Annotated in this window: 12 protein-coding genes; 7 read left to right on the top strand and 5 right to left on the bottom strand. The window is 73.4% G+C overall.

Annotated elements, in window-relative coordinates:
• Nucleotides 1-27: 27 nt before the first annotated feature.
• The 3 genes from AERO9AM_RS03575 to AERO9AM_RS03565 all read left to right on the top strand — a co-directional run bounded on the left by AERO9AM_RS03575 (nt 28) and on the right by AERO9AM_RS03565 (nt 1462).
• Entirely contained in the window at nt 28-504 is a 477-nt protein-coding gene (locus tag AERO9AM_RS03575; protein WP_159574924.1) for a hypothetical protein, read from the top strand.
• A 118-nt stretch (nt 505-622) separates the two neighbouring features.
• Entirely contained in the window at nt 623-967 is a 345-nt protein-coding gene (locus tag AERO9AM_RS03570; protein ID WP_159574923.1) for a hypothetical protein, read from the top strand.
• An 87-nt stretch (nt 968-1054) separates the two neighbouring features.
• A complete protein-coding gene (locus AERO9AM_RS03565) occupies nt 1055-1462 on the top strand; it encodes a response regulator transcription factor (RefSeq protein ID WP_159574922.1) in 408 nt (135 codons plus the stop codon).
• A 64-nt stretch (nt 1463-1526) separates the two neighbouring features.
• Here AERO9AM_RS03565 and AERO9AM_RS03560 read toward each other — a convergent pair whose 3' ends face one another.
• The 5 genes from AERO9AM_RS03560 to AERO9AM_RS03540 form a co-directional block, all read right to left on the bottom strand.
• Entirely contained in the window at nt 1527-1718 is a 192-nt protein-coding gene (locus AERO9AM_RS03560) for a hypothetical protein (RefSeq protein WP_159574921.1), read from the bottom strand.
• A 238-nt stretch (nt 1719-1956) separates the two neighbouring features.
• The gene (locus AERO9AM_RS03555) at nt 1957-3456 is read right to left on the bottom strand and encodes a helix-turn-helix transcriptional regulator (protein ID WP_159574920.1); all 1500 of its coding nucleotides are present in this window, start codon (nt 3454-3456) and stop codon (nt 1957-1959) included.
• 110 nt (nt 3457-3566) lie between these two features.
• Nucleotides 3567-3851, bottom strand: a complete 285-nt coding sequence (locus tag AERO9AM_RS03550) for a PqqD family protein (RefSeq protein WP_159574919.1) — start codon at nt 3849-3851, stop codon at nt 3567-3569.
• The gene (locus AERO9AM_RS03545; protein ID WP_159574918.1) at nt 3848-4813 is read right to left on the bottom strand and encodes a 2-nitropropane dioxygenase; all 966 of its coding nucleotides are present in this window, start codon (nt 4811-4813) and stop codon (nt 3848-3850) included. Before AERO9AM_RS03545 ends, AERO9AM_RS03550 begins: the two co-directional genes overlap by 4 nt.
• Before the next feature lie 63 nt (nt 4814-4876).
• Nucleotides 4877-5986, bottom strand: coding sequence for a glycosyltransferase family 4 protein (locus AERO9AM_RS03540; protein WP_159574917.1), 1110 nt, complete (start codon nt 5984-5986; stop codon nt 4877-4879).
• 244 nt (nt 5987-6230) lie between these two features.
• On the opposite strand from AERO9AM_RS03540, the gene AERO9AM_RS03535 reads away from it, so the two are divergent.
• From AERO9AM_RS03535 to AERO9AM_RS03520, 4 genes are all read left to right on the top strand, one after another.
• Nucleotides 6231-8153 (top strand): glycosyltransferase, encoded by a 1923-nt coding sequence (locus tag AERO9AM_RS03535; protein WP_236602463.1) that lies wholly within the window; start codon nt 6231-6233, stop codon nt 8151-8153.
• Nucleotides 8154-8227: 74 nt separating this feature from the next.
• On the top strand, nt 8228-10510 hold the full coding sequence (locus AERO9AM_RS03530; RefSeq protein WP_236602462.1) for a glycosyltransferase: 2283 nt from the start codon (nt 8228-8230) through the stop codon (nt 10508-10510).
• Nucleotides 10507-11691 carry a glycosyltransferase gene (locus AERO9AM_RS03525; protein ID WP_159574914.1) on the top strand — a complete coding sequence of 395 codons (1185 nt, stop codon included), beginning with the start codon at nt 10507-10509 and terminating at the stop codon, nt 11689-11691. Before AERO9AM_RS03530 ends, AERO9AM_RS03525 begins: the two co-directional genes overlap by 4 nt.
• On the top strand, nt 11688-12932 hold the full coding sequence (locus AERO9AM_RS03520; RefSeq protein ID WP_159574913.1) for a glycosyltransferase family 39 protein: 1245 nt from the start codon (nt 11688-11690) through the stop codon (nt 12930-12932). Before AERO9AM_RS03525 ends, AERO9AM_RS03520 begins: the two co-directional genes overlap by 4 nt.
• Nucleotides 12933-13000: the final 68 nt, after the last annotated feature.

Here is a 13000-nt window from a genome sequence, read left to right as displayed (position 1 = left end):
ATGACGCGAACGAAGGACTCTGAAGCCATGACATCGCCCCGCCTCGACGACACCATGCCGCGCCCCCGCGAGATCTCGCGCCGCAGAGTGATCCAAGCGACCGCCTGGTCGGTGCCGATCATCGCCGCAGCGGCCGCGCTCCCCCTCGCAGCCGCCTCCGGCACGATGGTCCTCTCCGTGACCAGCGGCGACGTGGCACCCGGAACCTTGAGCGTGCGTTTCGAGGGGGTCTCCCCGGGAGACGCTGTGCCGCTGGGCATCTCGGTGGCCGATGCGAGCGGCCCCGTCACCGACGGGCTGGTGTCTTCGCTGACGGGCGCCGGCGGGATCGCCGAGTGGAGCCCCGACAATGAAGGCACCGTCACTCCCTCTGGTCTCGGCACGAGCGTCGTGAACGGAGCCGCGACGCTGATTCTCAACGCGCTCGGCACGTACGGCACGTTCTCGGTCACAGTCGTGGTGGGGGCGCAGTCCTGGGTGCTCTCCATCACCATCGCCGCCTGAGATGCGCGGGCCCGCGCTCTTCGCCGTTCTCGCCATCCTGCTCGCGGCGGCCCTGACAACGACATCCTGCTCAGCAACGCCCTCCCGGGGCCACGCGGCAGGCGCGTCCTCCGCCACCGTGACCCCTGACAAGACCAGCACGGTGGTCGCCACACCCGCGCCGGGCGCGCCGACAGCTATCCGCGTCGACCTCCTCGGACCTGACACCCCGGTGACGCCTGGTCGCGACGGGATCCCGCTCGTGGTCCGGGTGACGGAGAACGACAAGCCGCTGACGAATGCGATGGTGACCTTCGAGGTGCAGGCGGGGCCTGCGGAGTTTGCCGACGGCTTCGAGGCCGCGCAGACGGATACGACCGGTGTCGCCACCGCCCTGTCTCTCACGGCGTCGCGTCCGGGGACGGTGCGGCTCCGGGTCGCCACGGGCGCGTACGTCGGAACGGTGACGGTGGAGGTGCGCTGACCGGTGAGCGCGACTCCGGGAGTGACGTGCACGGCCTTCACACCTCGCGACCCTTGTGTGAAGCGCGACGCCAATACTCTGCAAACCATGAACGTGGAGATCGCGAGAGGATCGCGTCAGGAGCCCCTGACTGAGCTCCTCCGTGATGCCCGAAAGCGGGTCGGCCGCGCGCGTGCCGCCATCGAGGAGGGACAGCTCACGGACGCACACGCTGCGCTCGCGGCACTCGAAGCGAACCTCGAGCGGACGGCTGTCGAGGTGAGCGACGACGACCAGCGCCTACGCGCCGCCGAACGCATAGGGCTGACGCCCGCTGAACTGCGGATCCTGAATCATCTGCACACGCATCTCACCCTCGCTCAGATCGCCGAGCGCCTCTTCGTGTCGCGTAACACGGTGAGCACGCAGACCGCGTCCGTCTACCGCAAGCTCGGCGTCAACACCCGTGCGGCAGCGGTTGATGAGGCGATCCATCGCGGCCTTCTGGCGGTGTGATGACGCGACGATGCCACGCCCACACCCCCGGAGTCCGATGCGCGACGCCGGTTGGGACGCGCCATCACGACGCGTCGGGGCGGTCCTCGTCATCCAGCTCGGCGGCGGCCAGGATCACCGGCAGGCGCCACGCGGCACCGAGCCGGAGCGCCGGCGGAGGGAAGCCCTCGTCGGACTGCTCGTCCTCGACCACCGGGTCGGACTCGTCGTCCCCCGCTCGCACCCGCTCATGGGCACGACGGTCGTCTCTGTTCATCTTCATAAGCAACGCAGGCTTCCCCTCAACAGATCCCCTCCCCAGGGGCTCACCCGTGCACGCCGACGGCGCGGCCGCACGTGATGACATCGGCGCCGGCGACTTTCGGGTCGTCGCCGACAAATCCCATTCAACGCTCGGAATCTGAGGAAACGGCTGGAGGCAGAAGAAATCACCCACGGCGTCACCCGCGCCGCTCGGCGCAGCAGCCACCGCGTCGCACCGTGCCGCGTCCGGATCAGAGGTAGCCGGCCTGCACCGCGCGACGCACGGCGTCGGCGGCAGCGGAGACCCCGAGCTTGCGATAGAGCGAGGCCTGATGGGTCTTCACCGTGTTCGGCGAGCGGAACAGGGCCTTCGCGATCTGCTCCCTCGTCTCGCCCTGTGCGAGGCGCACCAGCACCGCGAGTTCGCTCTCGGTCAGCGACGGGGAATCGAGAACGCCCCGGGGCGCTGTTCGCATCGCCTCCGGCAGCAGCTCGGGGATGTGCTCGGCGACCAGTTCCAGCACGCTCGGGGCGAGAATGCGCAGCACCGCGATCTCGTGCGGGCCCGACTGGCGGTTGAGCTCGCCGAGCTGGTCCAAGGCGCGCATCGCGGACACGCTGTCGCCGCTGAGGTAGTGGGCGAGCCCCAGCACGAGACGCCGCTGCCGTTCCGCCCGCTGCAGCCCCTTCGTCAACGGCCTCGCCGCGTTGAGGTCACGGATCGCCGTCTTCGGCGCGCCGGCGGCGATGCCGATCAGGCAGGCGACGATCAGCGCGGGCCAGCTGCGGTCCTGCACCTTCTTCATCTCCTGCTTGGCTCCGGGCACGTTGCCGCTGAGCAGGCACTCCAATGCGAGCAGCACGTGCGGCACGGACGAGTTGAGAGCAGTGCCCGTCGTGCCGACACCGGCGGCGATCAGCGATTCGAGGCGTTCCCGGACGTCGACTCGACGCCCGGCGAGCACGCCCTGCCGCTGCAGCCCCAGCAGATACAGCGGCCACAGCTCCCCCATCGGACCGTACGTGAGCTGCAGCAGCCGGGTGAAGGAGCCGGCAGGATCCTGGTCGTCCAGCAGGCATTCCGCGAGCGCCTGCTCCGGATCGAGTTCCGCTTCCATCCAGCTCGCGGTGCGGGGTGTGGACAGCGCCTCGGTGAGGTGCGCCCGACCGGCCACCGGATCGCCGTACAGAGCATGGATGATCGCTGAGCGCAGGTGCGCCTGGCGGAGGTAGAACCGCAGGGACGACGGCGTAGGGACGCGCAGCACCCGCCCGTACAGCCCCAGCGCCTCCTTGAAACGCCCGAGGAGCAGCGCGGTGACCGCCGCTTCGGTGAGGAACAGGCTCCGGACGCCGTTCGTGGGATCGAACACCGAGGGGATCGCGTCCGCGATCTCCGGCAGCTCGACCAGCACCTGGTACGCACGAGCGACATCGCCGTTCAGTCGTGCATGCCAGGCGTCCGTCACGACGAGCCAGCGGCGCAGACGGGAGGGCAGCTGCGGCGAACGCGAGAGCGCCCTGTCCTCGGTGAGCGACTCCGCCCCCTCGGGCGCGAGCATCCGCGCCACGAGCGCGACCTCGGCGCTCGCGCGGACGGCCTCGGCCGGCAGCCCGACGATGATCGCGGTCAGCTCGTCCACCGGCAGCGTGAACCAGGCCTCGACCGGACGGGTGGCGAGCAGCTGGACGACCGCGGCGTGGTCGCCTGCGGCCTCGGCATCGCGGATCCTTCGCGCGATATCCGTCATCTGACACCCATCCCCGTTACTGACCCCCGCGTCAAGAGCATACGATCACGACGATGGATCCTTGCTGCGAAAAGGCGGGGCCGGGGGATATCGCCGCGCGGGCTCTGCGCTCAGACGGGTGGGATGACCTCGCCCGGGGCCCGCTCGAGCAGCCCGCGCGCGACCAGTTCCGCGACGAAGCCGTCGACGGCGCCGACGATCGTCGCGCCGTCCTCGTCGACGCTGCTCGCGACCCGATCCGCCAGCGCGGCCTCCCCGTCCTCGCAGGCGGCGCGCCAGATCACCGCGGCCGTGCCGGCCAGCACCACGATGGGGCCCTCCGGCAGCCGGGCTGCGTACACGGCGGTGCCGTCGTCGATCACGCCGACGTCCGCGGCCGGCCGATAGCGGATCACGGTTCGCCCCGCTTCCGCCCCCGCGGCACCGCCTGTGCGGCGACGCCCGATTGGTCCTGCGCCCTCGTCGGCTCGGGCGCGCCGGTCACGGGCGCCCGTCGCTTCCGGCGCGTTCTCGCCGCATGGACGAGCTCGCCGATGCCCCGAGCGGACCGCGCCGCGAACTCGCGGACGATGTCGGCCGGCCGCGGACGCCGGCCGAGCTTGTGCGTGAGGCGCTCCGTGTTCACCAGGGGCGCTCTCAGCACCAACCGGATCCGGTCGCGCAGCGTCCGCGCGGCGCGCACCCGTGCGATCCAGTCCTGCGTACGGGTGCCGCCCTGCGACGCCACCTTCCACAGCAGGTACTCACGGCGGTGGGCGTAGCGTTCCAGCTCCCCGTGCGCGGCCGCGAACGCCACCCGCGCGTCCAGCCGGTCGACGAGGTCGAGACAGGCCTTGCGTCCGGCGGGATCGAGGGCGTCCCAGACCCGGGCGGCGGTGTCGCCCATTCCGGCGGCGCGTGCGGCGTTGAGCGTCAGAAGCACCGCCTGCGCGGTGAGCGCCGGCACGGCGCACGGCCGCCCGGCAGCAGCCGCCTCGGCGCGGTCCACCCAGAGCAGTTCGAACGCCCGCTCATCGGCGATCCCGATGCCCGGGAAGCGCCGATGCACGTCGAGGTGCCCCCAGTCGGGGTGGAAGTACGTCTGAGCGTGTTCGAACGAGGAGTTGTTGCGGAAGGTGCTGTAGATGCTCCAGCCGTGCCGGACCAGCGCGCGGTGCAGCGCGGGGACGGCCGCGGGATCCGCCATCACGTCGACGTCGGTGCCTTCGAAACGCGGGCCCAGCAGAGCCGGATCCGTCATGGTGCCCTTGATATGCAGCAGCCGCACGCCGATCCGGTCGGCGATCACCTGCACCCCGGCGCGCGACATCTCCAAGCGCACACCCGGCGGGATCTGATCGACGACCTCCGCTGACACGGCGCAAGCCTACGGCACCCTTCCGACGCGCCCAAGGTGCAGCTCGCCGCCCGGGCCGGAGGGTCAGCGCCGCTGCGCGATCACCCGGAGATACGCCGCCGCGTGCTGTTGGGCCACCACGTGGTCCGTGGCGAGCCCGGGGGTGCTCCGGGCGGCGTCGCCGAGCCGTGAGCGCAGGCCGGCGTCGGCGCCGAGCCGGCGGAGCGCTGCGGCGAGCGCGCCGACGTCGCGCGGCGCCACGACGAGCCCGTTCACGCCGTCCCGCACCCATTCGACCGGGCCGCCCTCGGCCGCGACCACGGTGGCCAGCCCCGCATCCAGGTACTCGAGCACGTTGAATCCGAGCGGTTCCGCGCGCAGGGAGGCCTGCACGCCCACATCCCAGCGCCGCAGCAGACGATCGACGTCCTCGACGTGCCCGAGCAGGTGCACCCGGTCGGCGATCCCGAGTGCGCGGGCCCGATCGCGCAGCTCCACGGCGAAGTCCGCGTGCCCGAACGGCGCTCCGCCCGCGAACTCCAGGATCTCGTCGCCCCCGGGGAACGCCTGCGCGAACGCCTCCAGGAGGAGCAGCTGGCCCTTCCACGGGTCGATGCGTGCCAGCATGCCGACTCGGAGCGGACCCGGTTCGCGGGCGCCGCGCGCGGCGCCGGTGAGGCCGGACGCCCCTGCGATCACCTCGCGCACCGCGTCCGGGCGCAGATAGGGTTCGGCGCTGGCCAGTGTGGCCTGCGAGTTCGCGATGACGCCGTCCGCGCGGGGCAGCACGATCCGCGTCATCATCCGCAGACCGAACCCGCCCAGAGTCTCCCGGTCGGTGATGTCGTGCAGGTGCACGAGGAAGCGCTTGCGCGAGCCGAACGCGGCGAGCGCGCCGTAGGCGGCCGCCCGCGTGCTGTTGGCGACGATCAGATCGGCTTGCCGGAACGAGGGGTGCCGTCGCGTCGCGACCGCCTGCGCGACCAGGCGCACCCCCAGGGAGAACGCGCTCATCGCTGACGCGCCGCTGGCGCCGTGGGGCTGGGCGACGCCGATCCGGTGGATCGGGATCGATGCGGGAAGCCCCGCGAAGGCGCCGTCCTCGGCCGGAACCGGCGGGAGCAACACACTCGCCCGCCACGGCGCATCCGCACGCAGCATGCGGGCGAGCCCGAGCTCGGCACCGCCCGCCACCGTCGTGTGCGCCAGGTGCGCGACCCTCGGTGCGGAGGCCGGCGGCAGCTCGGGATCGGACAGCAGATCTCTCCTATGATGAGTTCGGAGTTCGCTTCTCTGCGACACCGCCCGGGCTCTTCCACGGGCACGCGAGCCCGCGGGATCGCGTCAACTGACCCAACGATACAGGGGGGTGTCGATGCGGGTTCTCCGAATCTCCCACAGTGCGACGGTGCGGGCCTGGCGCGGGCGGGAGCAGGCTTTGCGGGATCGCGGGGTCGACGTCCGCCTGCTGACGGCGAACCGCAGCGACGCCGGCGGCGTGCCCGTCGAGCTCGAGACGGCACCGGGTGAGGACGTGCACGGCGTGCGCACCTGGGGAACGCACCCCGCGCTGTTCCTCTACGACCCGCGTCCGCTCTGGCGGGCGCTGGGCGAGCGCTGGGATGTGATCGACATCCATGAGGAGCCGTTCGCCCTCAGCACCGCCGAGACGCTCGTGCTGCGGGCGCTGCGCCGGCAGCGAGCCCCGTACACGCTCTACACCGCCCAGAACCTGCTCAAGCGATACCCCTTCCCCTTCGGCTGGATCGAGCGGCGATCGCTGCGCGGCGCGGCGGGCATCTCCGCCTGCAACGCGGAGGCTGCCGCGATCACCGAGCGCAAGGGCTTCCCGGGAAGAGCGCGGGTGATCCCCCTCGGCGTGGATCCGGTCGCTCCCGGATCCAGCCACCAGCAGGCGCGCCCCGCGCGGGAGCAGGACCGGATCCTCGTCGGGCTGCTCGGCCGGCTGGTGCCGGAGAAGGGCGTGCTGCTGCTCCTCGATGCGCTCGCCGCCGCGCCCTCGCTGCACGCCCGGATCGCCGGCACCGGCCCCCTCGCCGCCTCCCTCGTCGACGAAGCGGCGCGACGCGGCGTCGCCGACCGCGTGCAGTTCCTCGGCGGCATCGACCCCGACCGCGTGGCCGACTTCTACGCGTCGATCGACGTGCTCGCGGTGCCCTCGCTGCCCACCCGCCGGTGGACCGAGCAGTTCGGCCGCGTCGCCGTCGAGGCGATGGCCGCCGGCGTGCCGGTGGTGTCGAGCGACGCAGGCGCCCTCCCCGATGTGGTCGGCGGCGCGGGGATCGTCGTGCCGCGAGGCGACGCCCTGGCTCTCGTCGCCGCCGTGCAGGAGGCGGCCGGCCCGCGCCGCGCGGAGCTGGTCGCGCGGGGCCTGGCGCGCGCCGCGGAGTGCTCCTGGCCCGCGGTCGCCGCCGAGTACGAGCTCATGTACGCCGCGGCGCTCGCCCCGCGGCGCTCCGCGGGCCCATCCGCGGATGCGCGCACCCGCGACCTGGAGGTGGTGGTCGTGGCGTACGGCGCGCCCGACATGCTGCGTCGCGCCCTGGATCCGGTCCGGCACCTTCCCGTCACGGTCGTCGACAACTCCTCGCTGCCCGAGATCGCTGCCCTCTGCGCAGAACTCGGCGTGAGGTACCTGGATCCGGGGACGAACCTGGGCTTCGGCGCGGGAGTCAACCGCGCGCTCGCCGACCGGCTCCGCCCAGGGGCCGACGTGCTCCTGCTCAATCCGGACGCCGTGATCGGCGCGGACGGCATCGCCGCGCTGCACCGCGGGCTCGCGGGGGATCCCGCGCTCGCGAGCGTGGGCCCGGTGCAGCGCGACGAGCAGGGAGCGCCGGCACGGGCCGCCTGGGTGTTCCCCTCCCCCGGCCGGGCGTGGGTCGAGGCGGTCGGCCTGGGGCGGCTCGTCCGCGGGCCGCGCTTCGTGATCGGCTCGGTGCTGCTGCTGCGTGCGGAGGCGCTGGCGCAGGTGGGCGGCTTCGACGAGCGCTTCTTCCTGTACGCCGAGGAGACCGACTGGGCCTACCGCGCGCACCTGCTCGGATGGCGGCACGCGGTGGTGCCGGAGGCGGTGGCGACGCACGCCGGCGCGGGCACGAGCACGGATCCGGCCCGCCGCGAGCGGCATTTCCACGCGAGCCAGGAGCGGTACTACCGCAAGCACTTCGGGGCCGCGGGGTGGGCTCTCGCCCGCGCCGCGCAGCTGGTCGGTGCGACCGCGCGCGGGATCGTGCTTCCCGGCGACCGAGGTCGTGCGGCGGCGCGGCGGGCCGCGCTGTACCGCCGCGGTCCGGTGCGCGTCGAGCAGGAGGCGGATCCTCGCCCCCTGTCGGCCTGATGCGCACGCTACGCTGACGTCAGCGGCGCGGCGGGGCACACGCGCCGATGGGCCGGGCAGGGGATCACACCGTGATGAGGATCGTGCAGATCGCACCGAGCGTCGCACCCGGTGCCGGCATCTCGGGCGTGGCCTGGGAGCTCGAACGCGCGTTCCGGGCACAGGGGCACACCGTGGAGACGCTCACCTCACCGCAGCTCGTGCGCGTTCCGGCGCGCACCCAGCGGGCGGCGTGGCGGCGCCGGCTGTCGATGATCGGCACCCAGTTCCGGCTCGCCGTGCGTGGCAGCGCCCGGGCCCGGCGCTATCTCGCAGAGCGGCCCGACGCCGTCTCCCTGTGCCACGGCATGGTGCTGGCCGGCGACGTGTTCGTGAACCACGTGATCACGATCGCCGCGGTGCAGGCCCGAGGCCGCGCCCTCTGGCGGATCCTGCGCAACCCGATGGTCCCGTTCGCGTACGTCGTGGACCGGATCCGCTATCGCGGGCGCACGCATCGCGCGATCGTCGCGCTCACCTCCGCCGAGGTCGCAGCGCTGGAACACTGGTACGGCGCGGTGACCCCTCCGGTGCAGGTGATCCCGAACGGTGTCGACCTGGAGCGCTTCCGCCCGCCTACGGATGCGGAACGCACGGCGGCCCGCGCCGCGCTGCGGCTGGACGATGAGCACCGGGTCGCCCTCTTCGTCGGGCACGAGCTGCGCTGGAAGGGCGTTCCGCGGGCGATCGACGCGCTCGTGCACGCGCCGACGGTGATGTTGCTCGTGGTCGGCGGGGATACCCAGACCGTGCCGCTCATGCTGCGTCGCGCCGAGCGGGCGGGAGTCGCCGATCGCGTGCACTTCGCCGGGGTGAAGACCGACCTGTCGGAGATGTTCGCGGCAGCCGACATGTTCGTCTTCCCGACCCTGTACGAGCCCTACGGCATGGTGGTCTCCGAGGCGCTCGCCTCCGGGCTCCCGGTGATCGCTACCCGCCAGGGCTGCGCCGCAGACCTCATCGAGGACGGCGTGAACGGCTATCTCGTGGATCCGGATCCGAAGCGCATCGCCGAGCGACTGGAGCAGGTCGCCGCCACCGACGTCGCCGCCTGGCGGGACGCGTGCCGTCGCAGCGTCGAGCACCTGGGCTGGGACCGTGTCGCGCGCCGGTACCTCGAGCTGCTGGCGTCCGTGCGCCCGGATGCAGCCGAGGGCGATACGGCGGACGGGGATGCCCCGCTCCCGAAGGCTGCCCTCGCCGCGACGAACCCGGAGCCCGCCCACGGCGACGGCCCTCTCGACATCGTCCACGCCGTGTGCTCCGACGGGTTCGCCGGCGTGGAGCGGTTCATCGTGCGGCTCGCGGGCGCTCAGCACGCCGCAGGGGCGCGCGTGCGGGTGATCGGCGGGGATCCGCAGCGCATGTCCGCCGCCCTCGAAGGCAGCGGCGTGGGCTTCCTGCCCGCCCGCGGCAGCCTCGGCGTGCGCCGCGCGCTGCGCGCCGTGCGCGGTGACGCCGACGTGGTGAATGTGCACATGACCGCGGCGGAGGCCGCCGCGGCGCTCGCGTTCGGCCGCCGGCATCGCCCCGCGGTCGTGGCGACGCGCCATTTCGCGCAGCCACGGCGGCGCCGGGCGGCGGTGCACATGAACACCGTCGCGGCGCGCGTCGTGGACGCCGAGATCGCGATCAGCCGCGCGGTGGCCGCCGAGATCGGCGTGCCCTCGACCATCGTGCACTCCGGCTTGCCCGACACCGCTCCTCGCGGCCCGCGGCCGGAGCGGGAGCGGGTCGTCCTCGTCGCGCAGCGCCTCGAGGCGGAGAAGGCGACCGATGTCGCGATCGAGGCGTTCGCCGCTTCCGGGCTCGCCGCCGCCGGCTGGCAGCTGTGGATCGCCGGCGAGGGCGCACGGCGCACCGACCTCGAGGAGCTGGTCACCCGACGCGGGCTCGACGGCAGCACCCGGTTCCTCGGCTACCGGGCCGACGTGGCCGACCTGATGGCGCGGGCGGGGATCCTCGTCGCGCCGTGTCCGCGCGAGGGGCTGGGCCTGACCGTCTTGGAGGCGATGCAGGCGGGTCTGCCCGTGGTGGCCGCGGCGGCAGGCGGCCACCTCGACCTCCTCGGCGGCCTCGAGCCGGACGCGCTGTTCTCGCCGGGCGATGCCGAAGCCGCCGGCGCGAACCTGCGGCTGCTCGCTGCGGATCCGGATGCACGCGAGCGCCTCGCGACCGCCGCGCAGCACCGGCAGGGCGCCGAGTTCTCCCTCGATGCCCAGGTGGCGGGGACGGATGCGGTGTACCGCGCGGCGATCGCCCGGCACGCGGCATCGACCACTGGCGCAGACGACCGCGGCGGAGGCGAGCATCGATGAGCGACCTGATCGTTGTCTCCCTCGAGCGGTGGGACGAGGTGTGGCGGCGGAACCAGCATCTCGTCGCCGGACTGCTGCGCGAGGACCCGAACCTCCGAGTGCTGTTCGTGGAGCCGCCGGATGATCCGCTGTACGCCCTGCGGCGCGGGGCCCGCCCGGAGTTCGGCCACGGCGAGCGTCCGGTCGGCGAGCGGCTGCACACGCTTCGCCCGGTGAAGTGGCTGCCCCGCCGGCTCGATCCTGGAGCGGACGCGCGGATCGAACGGTCGATCGTCCGCGCCGCCGCCCGGCTCGGGATGACCGATCCGCTTCTGTGGATCAACGACCCGCGCGCGGCCGGCCTCGCCCGGCGCACCGGCTGGGCGGCGCTGTACGACCTCACCGACGACTGGCTCGCCGCCGAGCGGCCGGCCGCCGAGATGCGGCGCATCAGCGAGGGCGAGGAGTGGCTGCTGGCGCGCGCGGCGGCGGTGGTGGCCTGCTCCCCCGAGCTGGCCCGCCGCAAGGGCGGGCAGCGGCCGGATATCGCGGTGGTGCGCAACGGCGTCGACACCGCGGCCTACCGCTCCCCGCGCCCGCGCCCCGCGGACCTGCCTTCCGGCCCCGTCGCGTTGTACCTGGGCACGCTGCACCGCGACCGCCTCGACGTCGACCTGGTCGTGCGCACCGCGTCGTCGCTGAGGTCCTCCGCCGACGTCGCCGGCGCCGCGGGGGCCGGCGAGGGCGCGCGCACCGCCGCGTCGCTGGTGCTGGTCGGACCGAACGCGCTCGACGACGCCGACACCGCCCGGCTGCGCGACGCCGGCGCGCTCGTGCTCGGCGCCCGGCCGCGCGAGGCGGTGATCGGCTATCTGCAGCACGCCGACGTGCTGCTCGTCCCCCATGTGGTGAGCGCGTTCACGGAGAGCCTGGATCCGCTCAAGCTCTACGAGTACCAGGCCGTGCAGCGACCGGTGGTCTCGACCCCCGTCGCCGGCTTCCGGGAGGCCGCCGGAGGGCTCATCCGGATCGCCGCCGCCGAAGAGTTCACCGAGGCCGTGCACCGGGCGCTGACATCGGGCGCGACCGGATCCGACCCGCTGCCGGCTCCGCCGTCGGGTGCGCATCCGTCTGAGACGGCGGACTGGTCGCAGCGCGTCGCCGAGATGCGCGCGGTGCTCGACGGGGTGATGCGCGTGTGAGCCGGCACGACGGGTCCGAATGGTTCACGCGACAGCAGCCGGGCAGGCGCGGGCCGGACACCGTCGCCGTCGGCACCGTCGCGCTCTGCGTCGCCACCGCGATCCTCGGCGCGATCGCCGCCGTCGCGCTGCCCGCCGGCCTGCCCTACGACGAGCCCGCGCACTGGGCGAACACGGTGTACCTCGCCGAGCACCGCGCCCTTCCGGTCGTCGGCGATCCCGACGTCGGCTACGAGGCGCAGCAGGCCCCGGCGTACTACCTGGTGGCGGCGCTGCTCCTGACCCTGTTCGGATCCGGCGCCGCGGGGTTCTTCGCCGTGCGCCTGTTCGGCGTGCTGGGCGCGATCCTGATGACCTGGCTGGTCGCCCGGATCCTGCAGCGTGCGCTTCCCGACCGCCCCGCGGCGGTCGTCGCCGGCACCGCGTTCGTCGCCCTCAATCCGATGCTCGTCGTGATGTCGGCGTCGGTGCAGAACGACACCTGGTCGCTGGTCACGGGGTTCGCGGCACTGCGCGTCGCCCTTGACGTGCCGCGCGACCGGCCCTGGCTGCGCGGTGCGCTCATCGGCCTGCTCTCGGCCCTCGCGATCATGACGAAGATCACGACGGCGCCGCTCGTCGTCGCCCTGCTCGTGATGCTGCTCTTGCGGCGGCGCTGGCGGGAGGTGCTCCTCTCGGCGGTCGTCGTGGTGGCGGGGTGCGGATGGTGGGTGCTGCGCAACCTCGCCCTGTACGGCGACCTCACCGGTCAGGCGGGCGTCGATGCCGCCGGCTACCGTTTCGCTGCCGGGGCGACGACGCCGTTCGCGCTCGCCCGCGAGGCGCTCACGTACCTGACGCTGCCCGACGAGTACCTGCGGAACGTGTTCTCGGCGCCGTCCTGGGTCGACGCGCTCGCGGTGCTCGTCGGCGTGGTGCTGGTCGCCGGGGCGGTCGCCCTGGTCGCCGTCGGACGGCGATCGATCCGGGGCCTCCCGCTCGCACTGGTGGCCGTGGTCGGCGCGGTGAGCGTCGCGGCATGGCTGGCGCAGGTGTCGCTGGGCTGGCACGTCGCGTTCCGCACGGCCTACGGCGCACTGCCGCTGGCCGCGCTGGCGTTCGGATCGGCGACACTGTGGTTCCGTGGGCGGCGCACGCCGTGGGTGGCGTGCGCCGTGCTTGCGCTGCTCCTCGTGGTGCTGTGCGGGTGGACGGGTGTGCAGCTCGCCGGCGTCACCGACCGCACGATGCTGCAGCTCTGACGGCGCGGGCCACTGCCGGCTCGAGCGGCCGAGCCGCCCCTTTCGTCCATCCGAAGGCCGCAACCCGG

Origin of the sequence: Microbacterium sp. 8M (assembly GCF_902506375.1) — a bacterium.
Lineage (GTDB): Bacteria > Actinomycetota > Actinomycetes > Actinomycetales > Microbacteriaceae > Microbacterium.
Note: the sequence above shows the minus strand (reverse complement) of the source record. Positions and strands in the feature narration are given on the sequence as shown.

What these genes read in the sequence shown, in the direction of transcription:
- AERO9AM_RS03575 (WP_159574924.1), top strand. Translation starts at nt 28, where the DNA reads ATGACATCGCCCCGCCTCGACGACACCATGCCGCGCCCCCGCGAGATC.
- AERO9AM_RS03555 (WP_159574920.1), bottom strand. Translation starts at nt 3,456, where the DNA reads ATGACGGATATCGCGCGAAGGATCCGCGATGCCGAGGCCGCAGGCGAC.
- AERO9AM_RS03530 (WP_236602462.1), top strand. Translation starts at nt 8,228, where the DNA reads ATGAGGATCGTGCAGATCGCACCGAGCGTCGCACCCGGTGCCGGCATC.
- AERO9AM_RS03565 (WP_159574922.1), top strand. Translation starts at nt 1,055, where the DNA reads ATGAACGTGGAGATCGCGAGAGGATCGCGTCAGGAGCCCCTGACTGAG.
- AERO9AM_RS03560 (WP_159574921.1), bottom strand. Translation starts at nt 1,718, where the DNA reads ATGAACAGAGACGACCGTCGTGCCCATGAGCGGGTGCGAGCGGGGGAC.
- AERO9AM_RS03525 (WP_159574914.1), top strand. Translation starts at nt 10,507, where the DNA reads ATGAGCGACCTGATCGTTGTCTCCCTCGAGCGGTGGGACGAGGTGTGG.